The sequence below is a fragment of the Colwellia sp. 75C3 genome, from assembly GCF_002836255.1.
Taxonomy (GTDB): domain Bacteria; phylum Pseudomonadota; class Gammaproteobacteria; order Enterobacterales; family Alteromonadaceae; genus Colwellia.
Window position 1 is genome coordinate 108,493 of record NZ_PJAU01000032.1, and the last position, 18,374, is coordinate 126,866.

An 18,374-nucleotide genomic window follows, 5' to 3' on the forward strand; every position below is an offset into this window, starting at 1 on the left:
CTGAAAATAATATCCACGTTAAGGCTAATTTAACATTGTACCTATTGCAAACATGAAATGTTGATTGAACTTCACGGTCATGATTTGCTTGAATAGCCTTGTTCTGCTGCTTTTTTAGACCAGTGAGTGGCCTTTTCTTTATCTGCTGTAATACCTTTACCATCTGCATACAAAAGTCCAAGGTTATACTGAGCCTTTGCATCACCTTGCTCTGCGGCTTTTGTGTACCAATCAAATGCTTGTTTGTAATCCTGAGCAACTCCTTGCCCATTTTCATACATTACTCCAAGGCTATACTGAACCCCTGCATTACCGTCTTCAGCGGCTTTTGAGTACCATTTTAACGCTTGTTTATAATCTTGTGGAACTCCTTTGCCATTATAATATATAAGCGCAAGATGAAATTGAGATCTAGGATTACCTTGTTCGGCTGCCTTAGTGTGCCACTCAATAGCTAGGTTATAATTCTGAGCAACTCCTCTCCCTTTTTCATAGATGATAGCTAGGTTGTATTGATCCTTAGCATTACCTTGTTCAGCTGCTTTTCGATACCAGTCCACGGCTTTATTGTAATCTTGTTTGACTCCTTTTCCTTTGGTATACATATAACCAAGATAGCTTTGAGCCTTCGCACTCCCTTGGCCAGCAGCTTTATTAAACAGAGTAAGAGCCTGGGGGTAATTATTATTTTTATACGCTTCTTTTCCTTTGTCAAAATCATCATTTGCAATTGAAGAAAACGATACAAGTAGAAATAAAAAGTGGGGGAATAAACGCACTGTAAATCATCCTTATTTTTGCTATAAACAAATAACCTATTTCATCATAGTGACAAGATCAAGGTAATTAAAAATTTTTTAATTAAAATTCTACCCTATCCTATTTTCACTTACCCTTTCCGCATGAAGAAGGCATAAACCACAATAATTAGATGATGATTTTCTAAGGTTCACTTATGCCAGACAAGCGTCATTAGCCATGTATCTTAAATAGTACATTTGCATTTGAGTTAATATCGAAAGTGCCAAGTTCACGGGGTTAATATTATGTCGTAAGGAACAAACTCGGCAGTATTCCTCCCGAATTAACCTTTTAATAGATGTGTTTTTATACAACATAATATCTGTTAGTGTTTGATTTCTTTACACTATTAATTTCTGATGTCACCATGTAAACGCAAGTTGTTGATTTAAAACAAAGTAAGTTTGTGGGAATGATTTTTGCTTACATCGTGATAATTACAAATATACTTAATGGAATAAATATTAATGACAAAGTTTTTAATTACAATATTAGCCCTTCTTTCAATGGCTTCCCTTAGCCTGAACGCACATGCAACACTTATCAACTTTGACGGCACTTCAACTGTAGGCAACGACTCTCTTCTTGTACCTTATTTTGGTAGTTCATCAACGGTTCTATCTATCGCATTAAATTTTGAAGTAGCAACAGGTCAAAAGGTTAATGAATCAGTAGGCTCGAACTCTGCTTCTGGTGAAGTCACATGGAATGATGGTCAAGAACGTATATTTACAATAGATTCTTATTATTTAGGCAGTGTGTCTTCCAACGGTTATTTATCTTTTAATTTCAATGGACTTGGCCCTGATATTAACGGAAAAAATATGACTGATTTCATATTACGTGTGAATATCGGTGAAAATCCTTTTACTTCAAATCTATTATTTTCTGATGCTTTGATTGATAAAAGTATTACGAGTCGAGCAGCGATTAGAAATGGTAACGTAGCATCTTCCAGAACTTTTGGTGAGAGTGAAGGTAACCTCACTGTAGCAGTACCTGTACCAGCCTCAATTTATTTGTTTAGTCTGGGAATGATAATGCTTTCCTTACGTAAGAAGTATAATCGTGTAGCTCCTTTATAAAATAAAAAGGGGTTGATTAACCGTCAAATTAAATGAACTATGCTTTTGTATCGTTCATTTTTTTGCCTAAATGTAATTGATTAACTATCTCCCCCATAATAACTACAAGCAATAATGACTCTATATTAGTTGACTCTTTGATTGAATAAACACGTATAAGTTATTATGGTGACACCGTAAGTTAGTTGATATAAACAGATAGGATAATTTGTTCGGGCGGCGATAGATTGCCCCCACAGCGCCATAGAAAACTTTATCTTTTTTCTGTGACTTGAGCTTGTAGGGGCAGCATTACCCTGTGTGATAAAGGATAGGGTTTTACTCATTTATTCGCATTTTATTGTCGTACAAAGATAAGTCCATAATGAGTTCACCTTTTCGATTAAAGTCATAACTAGAGATCTCCCCTACTCCGTAAACAGACAGTTTTTCATTGATGGCTAAAACCACTTTGTGGGTAATACCATTTTCACCATCCAATTGAATTGAATCATCGGTTGATTTATTAGGGTTTATAACTTTTTCATTACGTAAAACAATAGACTGGTGTTTTTTGCGATAGTTAACAATTTTAAATTCTTTATTTAAGAAGCGTTTTGTGATTTTTTGAATAATATTCATAATTTTATCTACCTAATTTAATTTATTTATAATGGGATTTATCTAAGCGACTAACGTTTTAAATCCCTCGGGTTTTATTGCTAAAACGGATTGGTTTAATCGATATAAAATATTTTCAGCGGTATTGCCGATAATAAGCCCAGCGATACCAACGCGTGCAACGGTTCCCATTACGACTAAATTGGCATTGATTTTTTTCGCATACGCAGGCAATGCTTCTCTAGGGTGACCCTTTATCGAAATACTCTCAGGAGAAAGAAATTCAAATGCATCCTTACCAATGTTCTGTAATGCATTTAACATAAAGTTATTTAAGTTTTCTTTGTGGGAGTCTTCGACTTCCTTAACATAGGTATTAACTTCTTCTTCACTCTGTTTAACAAAAGACGAATGCCTTAATCTACTTTCTGATGGTATAGACCAAATCGATACCACTTTTAAAATAAAACCTTTAGCCATGGCGAGTGTTACTGCTGCTGAAACAACCGCTAAGTTGAGTTGATCTCTAGTGGCGCGTTCTGCGGCAGGATAGCTATCATCAACATCAACCGCTGCAATGACACAACGGCTCGGTTGATTATCTTCTGATTCAGGGTTAACTAACCAAACAGGACATGGGCATTGACGAAAATATTCCATGTCATTACTGCCAAAAACGTTGCCTGTTAAGCCTTCATCTTTTGAAGGTTTGATGACTAAGTCGAATCCATATTTATTAACTTTTTTAATGACTTCAATGAAGGAATCATTATGAATACATTCTTGTTGAATTGAGGTGAAGTTTGAAAACTGCCTTAACATTTTGTCTCTTTCAACGTCTAAAAAATCAAGCCTATTAATTATTTCAGCCTTAGAGAAACCAATGTTACTGGGGAATGAGTCTTCCGTAAGTGTGAATAGCACGGTTAAATTGGCCTGATTTTCTTTCGCAAATAATACCGCCTTTGTAAGTGCCATAGTGTTATCTGCAGCATCGCTATATACATAGAGGATGTTTTTAAACGTTAACATAATGATTATTTCCTTTTTAATGCTAAAAATAGCATGGTGTGATAATTCTAAATTTCCTCTTTGTTAAGGAAAAATGTCTATTTAGAAAATAAGCGGCATATTTTTTTCAAAGATAATAAACAACAAAATTGCGCCCCAAACACATAAGCCGATAACTTCTTTATTTTCGTTAACTCTATTCATCATTGCCTCTTATAAAAACTTACCCTGTTGAGTAAAGCCTCTTAATTTTCGATGATGTAAGTTTACAAATTGATGAGGATTATTGATGTGTAATAGTGGGCTGGCAAAGTGTGATTATTGAATAAGTGATGTGTGTTTTTAATAACTGATGGGGAAATAAAGGATAGTAGAATAAAGGATGAGATAATTTCAGCGCGTTGTTTAACGATAATTTATTTGCACAAAATATTGTTCGCATTCAATCAAGCCACACTGAATTGATAGAAGCCGTTAATAGTCAACAGATCCGTTGACTAATACAGAGAGAATTTTACCTCATGAACAAACTATAGGATCATCACCACAGGGTGCTCCATGGGTTATCCAGTTAAGTAATGTTTGATAATTTTGTTCGCCTTCCACTGTATCCCTTTTGATTCTAATACCACCGCCATGGTTCAGTGTTGTTGCTTTAAAGAGTAGTAAGCTCGATGCTGGATCATTGAGATCGACACGTTCAAGCACACTTTGATAGATATTAAGATTCGATGAATTAAAATAGACAGCGATACCTGCGAAATTCTCTGACTCTCTATGGCAGCCAGAGCAAGCACTGATAATGGGTTGGATATCATTACTAAAGGTCAACTCCTGTGGAGTCGGCGACATCAAGCTGTTAATGGTAATAACTGTTTGCTCAACATCTGAAAAACCAGCCTCATTACTCGCAGTCAATTCTATGGTGTAGTCACCATCCTTATCGGCCGTTAATACCGTACTTATTCCGGTGGCATTTGATAATACGCCTGTTGCATCACTAGGTGATGAGAGTAGTTTCCAGGAGAATGTTTCAGAAAGAATACTTGCTGATGCATTGAGTGAGACTGGAGACGTTGAAGTTCTGTTTTCGCCTAGTATAGCTACAGGTACCTGGGGTGGGCTTATATTGCCATTGCCATCGAAGGCATTAAACCCAGGTAAAAAAGAAGCGAGCAATGTCGGCGCAGCTTCAGGAAACCGCCAGAATGTAGTGTAATTTAGCAACGACAGTGGCATTTGACCACGGCGATATACCAGTTCAATAATAAGGTCAGAGTAGCTGATGAATTGTTCATAATTACTCAAATTAATAGCATTGGCGAGAGATACTGACTCATTATTGATTTGAGTCGTTCTGTTGGCTCCTGAGTTTGTACCAAGTAGGGAATGACAGGCGGCACAATGGGGTTTAATGACTTCTTTGTAGAGTCGTTCAATCCCATCAGGGCGGTTGCCATTTTTCTGCCAACCAATAGGAATAAAATCCTTGTCATATTCAACCGCAGAAAAATCGCCAGCATAAGCGCCCGTATCCAATTCAATGGCAAAATCAGCGTTCCATTTACCTTGAATAGCATCATCCCAGCCTTGCATATCCGCATAAGCAGAATGTACCAACTGGTTAATTGCTTTTATCGCAGGCTGTAACGCTTGTTCTGTGTGCCCTGAGGTTTTGGAGAAAGTGAAATGTTCTGTGTCGAGTATATTCATCTTCGCTGAACGTAAAGATTGCTCAGGAAATGAACCGTCAGGGTTCAATGGCAATGGTTTTCCGCCATGACACACAAAGCAAGGAGTGGGCATAGCTTTAAAACCACGGCCATCAGGATCTACTTCCAGTGCCCTACTTCGTTGCCCATTTTCATCGGCGATGTTAAAAAAGAACATTTTAACGATTTTATCCGACGTGGCATCGTTGGGATCTATCGGTGAATATTCTAGCGCCGAGTTGCCTATAAAATAATTTTGATTAGCCGTTAACGCGGCATTAAGACTTAAAGGGCCATAAGTCGACGCATCGCCAGGCCCCAGTTGTACGACATAGTTTTCGATATAGATTGCAATACCGCCATCGGTTCGAGTTTTGGCATACATATCCCGGCCATAGCCAAGGTCAACCCGATCTCTGAAGGTAAGATGCTGGTCTGCACCATTATCAAAGCCATTCAATGTTTTCCAGCTGCTTAACGTAGTACGTTCCGCATTGGGATCGACCGCTTGATAATAAGCATTGGCATAACTGGCCGAACTAATTTTTGAGTTATCTAATGCCATTTGAGCATTGCTGCCCCCGGCACTGTCATCATCTTCAGCAATAATATGGCCGTTACGGGTTAAATAAAGATAGTTATCCGCCGTTGAGGTTAAGGTGACTTTGAGGCCTCCTGAAACCGCGAGGGAGATTGGGTGAGTTGGGTTATCGACACTACTATGGTCCATGCCACCTGAGCTGATCCAACTGCCTGAAAAGTTGATTGATGTGCCATCGTCATAGTCAATAGTCAGCTGGTAGTCATCTGTTACTTCATTACCTTTAGTTGCGACAACAATGACATATTCACCTGCAGCTAAAGAGGCTTGAGTATTGATGAAGCGTAAAAAATGATTAACCGTTACAGACTCATTTATGGGTGGAGGTTCAATGACTTCAGTATCATCACGGCTATTATCAAAACAAGCGGTTAAAGCAATAGAGAGTGCTAATATAAACAGTTTTAACGTTTTATTTCCCATTAGAATCTCACCAAATAACTTGCACGAAAAATCGTACTTTGATAACTAATATTAGCCTCTGCAGTAGAGTCGATATGGAAAACTGAAAAGTCGAAAGCACTACTTTCGCCAACAGCTACATTTAGGCCAAGGGTTAATGTGTGTGTATCAGCTTTTAACTTGTACGCTATCCAATCACCACATAAAGCATTGTTAAATGCGTGGTCTGTTTCCATTTCTAAAGACCAGTTTATCAACGGAAAAATGTCATCTGCGATGGCGCCATTACAGAATACAGCTTGTGAAGTTGACCAGATTTCGCCCTTGCGATAACCATAAGTCATATACCATAAGTATCTGGCATTGTGCCGGTAATCTAAATTAACAAAGCCTTCATTTCTATATAAATCAAAGACCGTACCGTCCGAGTCCTGTGACCAATATTTAATCCCGGCGACTAATGTAAAAGCATCCGTCAGGCGTTTAGTGGCAAAAAATTGCGACTCTATAACTGTACTGTCACGTTGGACAACACCGTAGGTATCATCCTGAATGGAGATATTAAATTGATAGAATGGTTCGAAAAAACCTCGGGTAGACTGCCAGCGATAAATGAATTGAGCACCATAGGTAGTGCGACTTAAATCATCCAATACATTCTGTTTTCTGGCTTCAAGGAAACCTTTTAAAGAGATTGCACTGTCGTCATTAATATCGATATTGAATATCAAGCTGTAGTTCAATTCGATGAATTTATCTTCAATGATATCCCTATCTTTTTGTGCCTGCCCCTGATTATTATTAAAGCCAAATGACATATCTACATCATGGAGCCATTCAATTTCGATCGTTTGGCCTACCGCAACAAACGTACTACTACAAATATAAAGGCTGCAAAACAGAATGAGTTTGAGCAAATTATTTTTAGTTTTTTGCATAATTAAGGTGCTCTTCGGTTTTTTATTCTGATAAATAGCAACATCACAAGTAACCATAAAAGCTGCGATGAAATTTGTCCGGAGCCACCAGAAGATGTTGTTGGTTTATCGGGTGCTGGTGGTGGTTGATTGCTTTCGATAGAAACACCGACACTACCCGGGTCTTTGATCACACCATTAACCATGCCGTCGGTATCATTAGGACCACCATCGGTGAGTGTTAACTCGATACATTCAGAAAATTTAGCAATGCCTGTCTGATATAAATCATCGAGCGGCGGCGGGCAGATACCATCAATTTTCTTGGCTGAGCGTACATTGTCATCGCCTGTTACAACAAATTCTGTCCAGCTATCGTTAATGAATTTTCGATAACTTGCTCCTTCATCAGGAACAAACTGATTCAGTGGTAAAACGACCACTGCCGTAGGTTTCACAATGGTAAGTCCGTGAATTTCAAAGTCAGAAATCCCGCCAAAATTGGTGATATTGGTATCAATTACCGTTTGACCATTATTGTCTACTACTTCTTGCGCACTAATAATGGCTCCAGTCCTTTTAGCCTGTAAAGCTAGGTCTCCGATACGCAGGGCGAAACCACGTTGCGTTTGTAGTAGGTTCTGGTAATTATCAGCCGTTGCCGACACAGAGGTATGCAATAGAGTTTCATCATTCACGGCGTCTAGATAATCGAGTAATCCATCATTGTCGCTGTCGCCCAAACCTTCGGTTGCATCATCAAAACCATCATTATCACTATCTGCAAGGTCAGAAAGCACAGGTGATGTCGCTACGACATTAATCATCAGGCTGAGGTCTGTTTGTGAGACACCGTCGGATACACTCACTTTAATCGGATAAATACCGGGCAAAAGGTTATTCACTGCGGGATCAAAACTGAAACTGTTGCCATTAATGGTTGCCATCATTTCTATAGCTGAACTTGACCAGTCATAGGTGAGAGTATCGCCGTTGCCATCGGTGGCATTGGCGACAATATTGACTGTACCTAGGTCTTGGAAGACAGTACTGGTTACTAGATTATTTTGTGTCACTGATAAAGCAACCATAGGTGACATATTCTGCTCTGAAATCCTCACCGTGTAATTCAACTCAGTTGAAAGAATAGCTTGACTACTAACGGTGGCCAATGTGATGACAAAGTCTTCATCAGATTCTGCTGTTTGGTCACTAAGAATATTGACCGGCATACTGACTTCCTGACCTGCTGTGATTTGTACTGAACCAGCAACTAAATCATGGTCTGTGGCATCAGCAATTCCTGTCACAGTATAATTGAGAGTGACAGGGTAATCGGGTGCATCACCATTGAGTGTAAAGGTGATATTAATGGTTTGTCCTTCATCGGTGGCCACTGAGCCCGAAAGAGATGCAAGTGGCAGAACATCAACGATTTGTTGTGCGGTTATAACGTTATTATTGGTATCTGTAGCAGTCCAGTTAATGGTGTATCGACCAGGCCTGAATGGACCATTGATATCGGCGATAGGCGTTATATCACCATCAGTTATATCAGTTGCCGATGCGCCCAGCTCAACTTCAGTTACGTAACCAGTTGCGGGAACAGTTAAATTAGCAATACTGATAGTAGGTGGATTATTATCAACGAGCATATTGCTACAAAGTGCGTCATTGTTAGCGGCGCAAAGCTGATATTCTTCGAGGTTGGTTAATCCATCCCCATCGAGATCTTCATCTGCATCGCTTGCATCCCTGGGATCAAGGCCATTGGCTACTTCAGTAACGTTAGCTATTCCATCGCCATCAATATCCAGATCACAGATATCACCTATATCATCAGCGTCTAAATCTTCTTGTTCGGTGTTGGCAATATCAGGACAGTTATCATCGTAATCCGCTACGGTGTCGGCATCAGTATCGAGTAAAGTCACCGTGAGGCTAAAGCTTGCCAATGAGGTTGACGCACGGTTGACGTCGGTAACGGTAATAACGATGGCTGTTGAAATAATACCTACATCAGTCTTAACCGGTGTTCCGGTCAATGCACCGGTAGAGGTATTAAAGCTGCTCCAGCTAGGCTTATTGGTAATTGTATAAACCAAGGTTGCAGTCTCACCAATATCGACATCAGCCCCGAGTGGGGTAAAACTATAAAGGCTCTCTTCTTCGACTGAGGTTAGCGGGCTGCCGGTAATAGTTGGCGCATCATTGGTATTGGTCACCATGAGATTAAAGTTTACTAATGACGCCGATACATTACTGGTATCTCTGACTGAAATGACAATTGCAGATGTGCTGCCTACATCTGCATTGACAGGTGTTCCCGTTAAAGTGCCTGTAGTGGTACTAAAACTGCTCCAAGGCGGCTGATTGGTTATGCTGTAAGTTAATACATCATCATCTAAATCATTCCCTATTGGTGTAAAGCTGTATGCATTATCTTCTGCGACACTATTACTGGGAGTACCGGTAATAGTGGGTGCATCATTGATATTGGTCACCGTGAGGTTAAAGCTTGCCAATGAGGCCGACGCATTGTTGACGTCTGTCACGGTAATAACGATGCCTATTGTTGTAATCCCCACATCTCCATCTACAGGTATACCAGTCAATGCCCCTGTAGAGGTGCTAAAGCTGGCCCAGTTAGGTTTATTGGTGATAGCGTAAAGCAATGTTGCTGTTTCACCAATATCGACATCACTCCCTAGCGGAGTAAAGCTATAGGGGGTATCTTCTGCGACTGAGGATGCAGGACTACCAGTGATGCTTGGTGCGTCGTTCACGGGTGTTACTGTGATGCTTACAGTGGCCGTATTCGATGTTCTGGTGCCATCATTAACTGTGTAGGTAAAACTACCACTGTTAGTTTGACTGTCATTATGGAGATAGGTAATTGTGCCATCATTGTTATTCGTTAAAGTGCCATTTGTCGCTGCGCTAATATTGGAGACAATTAAACTGTTGGTTGCAGTATCAGCATCAGTATCATTAGCACGAACATTGATGACAGCACTACTACCTTCAGCGACGGTATCATTGTCGTTATTGGCAACCGGAGTACAACCCGTTGGTGTATAAGTATTGGTGACACCATTGGTTATTCTTGTCGAAGTGACAATTGCATCTCTGCCTACCAATCTATAATAATAAAGTGTGTTACAGGTTAGGTCTGTGATTGTGGCCGTAGCTGTTTTACTGGTTATTGAACCATCACCACCAGTGCCTGAGTTACTTTGCGTCGCGGTCCATTCAGTCAAAGAAGCTGAAAAGCTATTATTAGTGGAAAATTGATATTTATAGCTAGAATCATCGCCATTATCATTGGCAAATCCAGTGACGGTTACACCGGTTGATGTTTGACTTGATTCAGATGGATTCTCATCAACAGCAGGATTAGTGTAATTGAGTGCTCCGTCATCATCCCAAGTATCCGCTATTAGTCTTTTAGCCGTACTAAGTGTTGATACTCCTGTAGCAATGGTAGGCATTGAACCTGGTATTGTCTGAGCTATGTCAGTGTAGCCACCTCTGGCAGCAATACGACTACTCTGCCCTTGTGCAAGTATCAAAGTGCTCAGATCAGGGGCTATCTTATAATATGCTGTAGAAGGGTCTTCGACGGCTTGATGGCATTTATTGCAGTTATAATTCATTACTTCGTTATACAGCCCATTGGTGCCACTGTAGGTAACTTTTGCATCGGCGGGATTGACTGCAGCAAGAATAGGCGAACTTTGACCACTGACAGCTATAAAGCAAAATATAATTAAAATTCTTTCCAGGTAAGCTCTATCAAACGATAAGTTCCTATCCATAATTTGTAATCTCTTTTACGACTGAACAGATTAATAGCAATTCTATTAATTTATTGCCCACTTGTGCTGGTTAAAATACTTCATGTCAGCGTTTCTCTCAATCCCAATAGCCAGCTATTGCTCAATCGAGCGCCTTGCCCTGATGTATTTTTCCTATGCACAACAAGATCACAAACTTAATGGAATTGATAAAAGTTTACTAATTGACGCTTAAAATATCCTTTTACTTCTATCCTTTGTCTTCTAATTAAACATGCCTTTAAGAATCAATGAATCAATATATATAATAGGTAGTAGATTGGTAAAACGCTAGGCATGGGAATGATTATGGTTTTGATTTTCTCTTCCTTAAAACTTTGCATCTTGGCTAAAAAAATACTTTACTGTTGTATATCACACTTTTAATAGTGTTCAGTTAATGGGCGCAGCTAGGGAGCGCAGCATGACAGAAGGCTCAATAAAAAATCGCAGAGAATTCCTCGAAAAAACGTTTAAAACGGGCCTATGGACCGCCGTTGTCACCAGCGGATTAATCGGCCCTCTGGTCAAAGTTATGGCAAATGTTCCAGCAAAGTTACCTCCAGGGCAATCTATCTATGATTTTTCAGGTGAAGTAACCGTAGATAAGCATGCAATCACCAGTAAAAATATGGAAAAAACAATCGTTCGAGCCGATTCAACTATCGTTACTGCTTCATCAAGCTGGATAATTTTTGCTGTAGGAAAGGATGCCCATAACCTTCGAGAAAATTCCACACTGGTATTACAAGGCTCAGGCATGCTTGAAACAGGCATGCGACTTTTTACTGGCGCTATTTTATCGGTATTTGGCAGCCGTGATGAAAAGGAGCAATATAAGTTACACACCTCAACAGCGACTGTGGGCATCAGAGGTACCGGCCTGTACGCCGAGTCTCAGATAAAGAATAATCGCAGTTATATTTGTACCTGTTATGGTGATGTTAATATCAGTTCGATAGCCGATCCTAGTATCAATGAAGATGTTAAAACGAATCATCACGACAACCCTAAATATGTTTATGCTGATGATTCTAATGGCGATATTATTCAGCCGGCACCTTTTATTAACCATACCGATGTCGAATTACAGTTGATTGAAACCATTGTTGGGCGTAACACACCATTCTCATCGGTGAAGGAAGCTTATCCCAGACCGCGAAGGGGTTATTAATATTTATCTATTGATAGCTCAATATTGATGAACTCCAATAAATACAAAGATTGGATGATCAACTTCGCGGTGATCATCGTTCTTTTTATCAATACCACTCCCTATATTCAGTTGCCGGTGATCGATAATCTGGAACGCATTTTTTCTGATATTCGATTAAAAATCACCATGCCAAAAGGTATCGATGATCGGGTTGTCATTGCTGATATTGATGAAGATAGTATAACTGAATTAGGCCATTGGCCCTGGAGTCGTGATCGGTTAGCCGAGCTGGTAGATACTTTATTTAACCATTATCAAATAAAGGTTCTGGGCTTTGACATGGTATTTTCCGAGGCTGATGAAGTTAGTGGGTTGAGGGTACTTGAACAACTTGATGCCAGTGAAATTAATGATGTGAATTATCATCGAGCAAGTGCCATGCTCAAGAAACAAATGGCCTTTGATGACATATTTTCCGAGTCGATAAAAGGTCGAAATATAGTGCTAGGCATGGTGTTTGATCAAGGAAATGACACCGCACTAAATAAATTAAATACGCCGATTAAAACCATTAATAGTGAACTTGCAAAGGTTCTTACTATTGCCAAGCCGCTAGGTTATACAACTAACATTGATGTTATTCAGCAGGCGACTGATAGCATGGGTTTTTTCGATAATCCAAATATTGAAGTCGATGGATTATATCGTCGTGTTCCACTCATTCAGCTGTATGAAAATGGATTTTACCCTTCATTAGCGCTGGCGGTAACGCGTAAAGCGATTGGTGATCTGGATTATTATGTGAAAGTAGAGCAAGTAGGCTCTTATGCTGCCATTGATCAAGTCCAATTGGGTAGCCTAGTTATTCCTGTCGATGAAAGTGGCTCTGTCACCATTCCATATCGTGGTCCCGAAGGAAGTTTCCCCTATATATCGGTGAAAGATATCATTAATAAAACGGCTGACCCTGCCGCATTGAAAGATCGTATTATCCTACTCGGTACCTCTGCTCCTGGATTGCATGATTTAAGGGCAAGCCCTGTTGATACCCAACTACCAGGGGTTGAAGTACATGCCAATATCATTACTGGTATTCTTGATAATCGAATTCCCTATAAACCCTCTTATATTTTAGCGGTTGAATTACTGATCATTGTAACGATTGGCTTGTTGATGATGGCTGTTTCGAGTTATTTGTCTCCACTAATGATGATGCTATTTACAACGGTTGTTGCCACTTCATACTTAATAATAAATTTTATGCTCTGGCAGCAAGGAATTATTCTTTTTCTGGCCACGCCACTGGTTTTAATTGCATTCACATTTACCATCCATATGTCGTGGGGATTTTTCGCAGAGAATAAGATCAAGAGATCGGTGACTAAACTCTTCGGACAATATGTTCCACCTGAAATAGTCGATGAAATGGTTGAGCAACCTGAGCTTGCAACACAGGAAGGCCAGTCTAGAGAGTTAACCGTATTATTTGCAGATATCAGGGGATTTACTACGATATCTGAAGAGCTTACACCACAAGAACTCTGTGAATTACTTAACAAATTTTTTACCCCTATGACAAAAGTAATCCATGATTGCCGAGGAACCATTGATAAATATATGGGTGACTGCATTATGTCTTTTTGGGGTTCACCTGTACCTGATGATAAACATGCCGATCAGGCGATTCGTTCGGCACTGAGTATGTTGGAAAAACTTGAGCAACTCCAACCAGAGTTCCAAGCGCGTGGCTGGCCAGCAATCAAGATCGGTATTGGCCTCAACACTGGCATGATGAATGTAGGCAATATGGGTTCGGAATATCGAATGGTTTATACCATTGTTGGTGATGCGGTAAACCTAGGTGCTCGCTTGGAAGGTTTGACCAAACAATATGGTGTTTCTCTTATAGTAAGCGAATTTACCAAAGCCGCAGCCCCTCATTATGTATTTCGCCAACTCGACCAGGTGAAGGTCAAAGGTAAAGAACAGGCGGTTACCATCTATGAGGTATTGGGTGCGGCAGAGAATGTCAGTGAAAATATAAAGAAAGAAGTTGAGCAATTCCATCATGCACTTGAACTCTACTATGCGCAAAAATGGGATGATGCAAAGACGGATATTGAACTGCTTGCTGAGAAAAACAAACATCTGCCAATAGCAATTCTTTACCAGGTTTACTTGCAGCGAATTACCCGTTATCAACTAGAACGCCCCACTGAAGATTGGGATGGCGTATTTACCCATAAAAATAAATAATCAACACTAAAGCACCTTTGGGTAAGTGAGATGAATAATTTGAAGACCAGACAATCAAACGCAAAAAAGCCGATACATTACGTATCGGCCTTTTAATATTCTATACAAATTAAGTGGTGCGGATGGGGGGACTTGAACCCCCACGACCTAAGTCACCAGCCCCTCAAGCTGACGCGTCTACCAATTCCGCCACATCCGCGCAATACTTAATATGTTTTTTGCCTTTGTACTTTTTAACTAAATTGAGGTTTAGTTAAAATTTAATCTGGAACGTTGCTGCTATCTTCTTTCTTAACAGGTTCGTCTGATGCAGGTACATCACTGTTTTGAACAGCTGGTAATGTAGTTGCTTCAAGACTTTCACTTGGAATAGCATCAACTGCCTGTTCAGCAGGAACCGCTAGGTTATTCCACTCATCAACAGACTTAGTCTTGTTGGCAGTTAAGTTACCTAGGATTAAGCTAATAACAAAGAAGCCTACCGCTAAATACGTTGTTGCTGACGTAAGGAAGTTACCTGAACCACCTGAGCCAAAAACAGTTGCAGAAGAGCCGGCACCAAAAGAGGCACCCATGTCTGCGCCTTTACCTTGCTGGATTAATACTAAGCCAATTAGAGCTAAAGCAATAAGTACGTAAACGATAATTAATACTTGATACAACATTTTATTTTCCTTTCGCTGCGGAACAAATAATTTTAAATTGTTCAGCTTTTAAACTAGCACCGCCAATAAGACCACCGTCTATATCAGTTTGTGCGAATAATTCTTCACAGTTAGCTGCGTTAACGCTGCCACCGTAGAGTAATGGTACTTTATCCGAAACTAACTCGTTTTGCTGAGCTAAAAATTGACGAATAAACTGATGTGTTTCTTGTGCCATCGCACTTGATGCTGTTTTACCTGTTCCTATGGCCCAAACGGGTTCATAAGCGATAACAACATCAATAAATTTGTCTATGCCAATATCATCGATAACTGGCTGAATCTGTGCCGACAACACAGTTTCTGTTTCTCCTGTTGCTCGTTCTGCTTCGCTTTCGCCAATACATAAGATTGGTGTTAAGCCAGCATTTAATGCTGCATGAACTTTTTTAGCAACTTGCGTAGAAGTTTCTTTGTAGATACTTCTACGTTCAGAGTGACCAACTATTACATAGTTAATCGCTAGGTCTTTCAACATAGCCGTGGATATTTCGCCGGTAAAGGCACCACTTTCATGTTCACTCACATTCTGTGAGCCGACATGAATTGCTTCATTTAACTTAGCTGCTTTTATTTTCTGATTAAGCTCAGATAAATAAGGAAAGCTAGGACAAATAACTACATCAACGTGTGATGAAAGTTTAATATCTGCCAATCCTGAAACCATAGTATCAACTAGGGCTGAGTCACCGTTCATCTTCCAATTTGCGGCTACAATTGCTTGTCTAGTCATTTATACCTCTTAGCCTAGGTTATTATCTTATGACTTCAGTTAATTTTAAAAGAGGTCATTGCTAAAATGAAGCCGCGAGATAGTAACTAACCTACGCAAAAGATACAAGTATTTAACCCATATCTTTTACTGGTTGCAGTTTTTTTATACTTATCGCGGCATTTAGCTATTAATAGTGGTGATTAGTCTTGCTAATTACTTAACAAGTTTCACAAGATCAGCAATTTTATTCGCTAATAAAGTGACCTCATCCATATCTGGACCTTCAACCATTACACGTATAAGTGGTTCGGTACCTGATTTGCGTAATAATACTCGACCTCGACCTGTTAGCGTTTCATTAACTTCATCAACAGCGGTTAGTACATCAGCATCATTCAGTGGGTTGTTTTCACCCGCAAAACGTACATTAACAAGAAGTTGCGGTAGCATAGTAATACCTTGACGTAATTCATGTAATGATTTTTTCTGCTTAATTACTGCAGTAAGTACATTAAGTGCGGCAATGATACCGTCACCAGTAGAAGTGTGATTTAGGTTTATAACATGACCTGAATTTTCTGCACCAAGCTGCCAACCTTTTTCTCTTAATAATTCCATTACATGACGGTCACCAACATTACTGCGGACAAACTCGATATCTAATTCTTTTAAGGCTAACTCTAAGCCCATATTACTCATTAAGGTACCAACAACACCGCCATCCTTGCGACCAGTTCTTAGGTCATTACAAGCGATGATATAGATGATTTCATCACCATCAATAACATAACCGGTATGGTCAACCATCATAATACGGTCGCCATCACCATCAAGGGCAATACCTAAGTCGGCGTTATGTTCAACAACCGCTTTACTGATAGCGTCCATTGATGTTGCGCCACAACCGTCATTGATATTGGTACCATTTGGCGCAGTGCCTATTTCGATAACCGTTGCACCTAATTCACGAAATACATTAGGCGCTATGTGATAGGTTGCCCCGTGGGCACAATCAACCACGATGGTTAAATCTTTTAATGACTTTCTGCTAGGGAAATTACTTTTACAAAATTCTATGTAACGCCCTGCCGCATCATTAATACGATTTGCTTTACCTAGTTTTGCTGATTCAACACAACCCATAGGTTTGTCTAATTCAGCTTCAATGGCTAATTCAACATCATCAGGTAGTTTCTGACCTGTGCTTGAGAAGAACTTGATGCCGTTGTCGTAGAAAGGGTTATGCGATGCACTAATAACAATGCCGGCTTCGGCTCTGAATGTTTTAGTTAAATAAGCAATACCTGGCGTTGGCATAGGCCCAAGAAGCCCTACATCGATACCTGCCGCTGAAAATCCCGCTTCAAGTGCTGATTCAAGCATGTAACCTGAGATACGTGTATCTTTACCGATAAGTACCTTTTTAGTGCCTTGACCGGCAAGTACTTTACCTGCGGCATAACCTAGCTTCATTACGAATTCTGGTGTTATTGGATATTGACCAACTAAACCACGGATACCATCGGTACCAAAATATTTACGATCAGACATATATCTTCCTTATATATTTTATTCTATAGCAGCATTTATTCGCTGCTAGATTTGTTAGCTTAACTAACATTATTTATTGTTATTTTTGCAGTACTGATTACTGATATTTAGCTGTCATGGATAATACTTTTAAGGCATCGACAGTTTCTTTAATATCATGCACTCGAATTATACTAGCGTTTTGCTGTGCGGCTATTATAGCGGTAGTTATGCTACCTGCAAGACGTTCATCAACATTACGTGCTAATAAATTGCCTATCATTGATTTCCTCGATGTACCCGATAACAAAGGCAAGCCTAAATCATTAAACTGATTCAATTGAGCCAGTAGCTGATAATTTTGCTCTAACGTTTTACCAAAGCCAAAGCCGGGATCTAAAATTAGACGATCTCGCTTAATACCGGCTTGTTCACAAAGACTAATACGGTCGATGAAAAACTGCTTTATATCGCCAATAACTTCATTATATTGCGGATTATGCTGCATTGAACGCGGTAAACCTTGCATATGCATTAAGCACACGGGGACATCACTTTGTGCTAATACCGCTAAACAGCCTTCGTTCTGTAATGCTCTAACATCATTAATAATGTCAGCACCGTGAGCGATTGCTTGCGACATTACTTCAGCTTTACTGGTATCAATTGATACCTTGATATCAAAATTTGATTTTATCGCTTTAAGTAATGGAATAACGCGTGCTAACTCATCTTCTTCGCTAACATCAACAGCGCCCGGGCGAGTCGATTCTCCACCGATATCGATAATATCAGCACCGTCGAGTATCATTTGTTCAACTTGCGCTAACGCTTTATCGAACGTGGCAAACTTTCCGCCATCAGAGAATGAGTCTGGGGTTACATTGAGAATACCCATAACTTGTGGCGAATTTGTATTGCTTAAGTTGCTTGATGTTAATTTATTTTCAGTCATTACTTAATCTTTATTGCTCTTATCGATACTTAAATACAAGAGTTATACATAAGAAAAAGCCTCGATATTTAAAGTAAATATCGAGGCTTTTTT

13 protein-coding genes and 1 tRNA gene are annotated in these 18,374 nt (G+C 39.7%); 3 read left to right on the forward strand and 11 right to left on the reverse strand.

The annotated features are described in order from the left end of the window. Positions 1–77: 77 nt before the first annotated feature. The gene (locus CXF85_RS02390) at positions 78–779 is read right to left on the reverse strand and encodes a tetratricopeptide repeat protein (RefSeq protein ID WP_101226932.1); all 702 of its coding nucleotides are present in this window, start codon (positions 777–779) and stop codon (positions 78–80) included. 489 nt (positions 780–1,268) lie between these two features. Between CXF85_RS02390 and CXF85_RS02395 the strand changes: the two genes are divergently transcribed. Further along, positions 1,269–1,886, forward strand: coding sequence for a PEP-CTERM sorting domain-containing protein (locus tag CXF85_RS02395; protein ID WP_101226933.1), 618 nt, complete (start codon positions 1,269–1,271; stop codon positions 1,884–1,886). A gap of 318 nt (positions 1,887–2,204) precedes the next feature. Here the strand turns inward: CXF85_RS02395 and CXF85_RS02400 are convergent, their stop codons facing one another. The 5 genes from CXF85_RS02400 to CXF85_RS02420 form a co-directional block, all read right to left on the reverse strand. Then, complete coding sequence (locus CXF85_RS02400) at positions 2,205–2,507, reverse strand: hypothetical protein (protein ID WP_101226934.1); 303 nt, start codon at positions 2,505–2,507, stop codon at positions 2,205–2,207. A 42-nt stretch (positions 2,508–2,549) separates the two neighbouring features. Further along, a complete protein-coding gene (locus CXF85_RS02405) occupies positions 2,550–3,518 on the reverse strand; it encodes a universal stress protein (RefSeq protein ID WP_101226935.1) in 969 nt (322 codons plus the stop codon). Between the two features lie 498 nt (positions 3,519–4,016). Further along, a complete protein-coding gene (locus CXF85_RS02410) occupies positions 4,017–6,233 on the reverse strand; it encodes a hypothetical protein (protein WP_101226936.1) in 2,217 nt (738 codons plus the stop codon). Next, positions 6,233–7,207, reverse strand: a complete 975-nt coding sequence (locus tag CXF85_RS02415; RefSeq protein WP_157829014.1) for a hypothetical protein — start codon at positions 7,205–7,207, stop codon at positions 6,233–6,235. The genes CXF85_RS02410 and CXF85_RS02415 overlap by 1 nt, the downstream gene beginning before the upstream one ends. Beyond that, positions 7,153–10,947: a thrombospondin type 3 repeat-containing protein gene (locus CXF85_RS02420; RefSeq protein ID WP_101226938.1), complete on the reverse strand. Its 3,795-nt coding sequence runs from the start codon at positions 10,945–10,947 to the stop codon at positions 7,153–7,155. Before CXF85_RS02420 ends, CXF85_RS02415 begins: the two co-directional genes overlap by 55 nt. A gap of 442 nt (positions 10,948–11,389) precedes the next feature. Here CXF85_RS02420 and CXF85_RS02425 point away from each other — a divergent pair, with 442 nt between their 5' ends. Then, on the forward strand, positions 11,390–12,139 hold the full coding sequence (locus CXF85_RS02425; protein WP_101226939.1) for a hypothetical protein: 750 nt from the start codon (positions 11,390–11,392) through the stop codon (positions 12,137–12,139). A 27-nt stretch (positions 12,140–12,166) separates the two neighbouring features. Beyond that, complete coding sequence (locus tag CXF85_RS02430; RefSeq protein ID WP_101226940.1) at positions 12,167–14,377, forward strand: CHASE2 domain-containing protein; 2,211 nt, start codon at positions 12,167–12,169, stop codon at positions 14,375–14,377. Between the two features lie 114 nt (positions 14,378–14,491). Here CXF85_RS02430 and CXF85_RS02435 read toward each other — a convergent pair. The 5 genes from CXF85_RS02435 to folP all read right to left on the reverse strand — a co-directional run bounded on the left by CXF85_RS02435 (position 14,492) and on the right by folP (position 18,281). Further along, positions 14,492–14,576 (reverse strand) — tRNA-Leu (locus CXF85_RS02435). A 61-nt stretch (positions 14,577–14,637) separates the two neighbouring features. Continuing rightward, positions 14,638–15,042, reverse strand: a complete 405-nt coding sequence (gene secG, locus CXF85_RS02440; protein WP_101226941.1) for a preprotein translocase subunit SecG — start codon at positions 15,040–15,042, stop codon at positions 14,638–14,640. 1 nt (position 15,043) lies between these two features. Continuing rightward, positions 15,044–15,814: a triose-phosphate isomerase gene (gene tpiA / locus CXF85_RS02445; protein ID WP_101226942.1), complete on the reverse strand. Its 771-nt coding sequence runs from the start codon at positions 15,812–15,814 to the stop codon at positions 15,044–15,046. A gap of 195 nt (positions 15,815–16,009) precedes the next feature. Further along, positions 16,010–17,347 carry a phosphoglucosamine mutase gene (gene glmM / locus CXF85_RS02450; protein WP_101226943.1) on the reverse strand — a complete coding sequence of 446 codons (1,338 nt, stop codon included), beginning with the start codon at positions 17,345–17,347 and terminating at the stop codon, positions 16,010–16,012. 97 nt (positions 17,348–17,444) lie between these two features. Further along, the gene (gene folP, locus CXF85_RS02455) at positions 17,445–18,281 is read right to left on the reverse strand and encodes a dihydropteroate synthase (RefSeq protein WP_101226944.1); all 837 of its coding nucleotides are present in this window, start codon (positions 18,279–18,281) and stop codon (positions 17,445–17,447) included. Positions 18,282–18,374 lie beyond the last annotated feature (93 nt).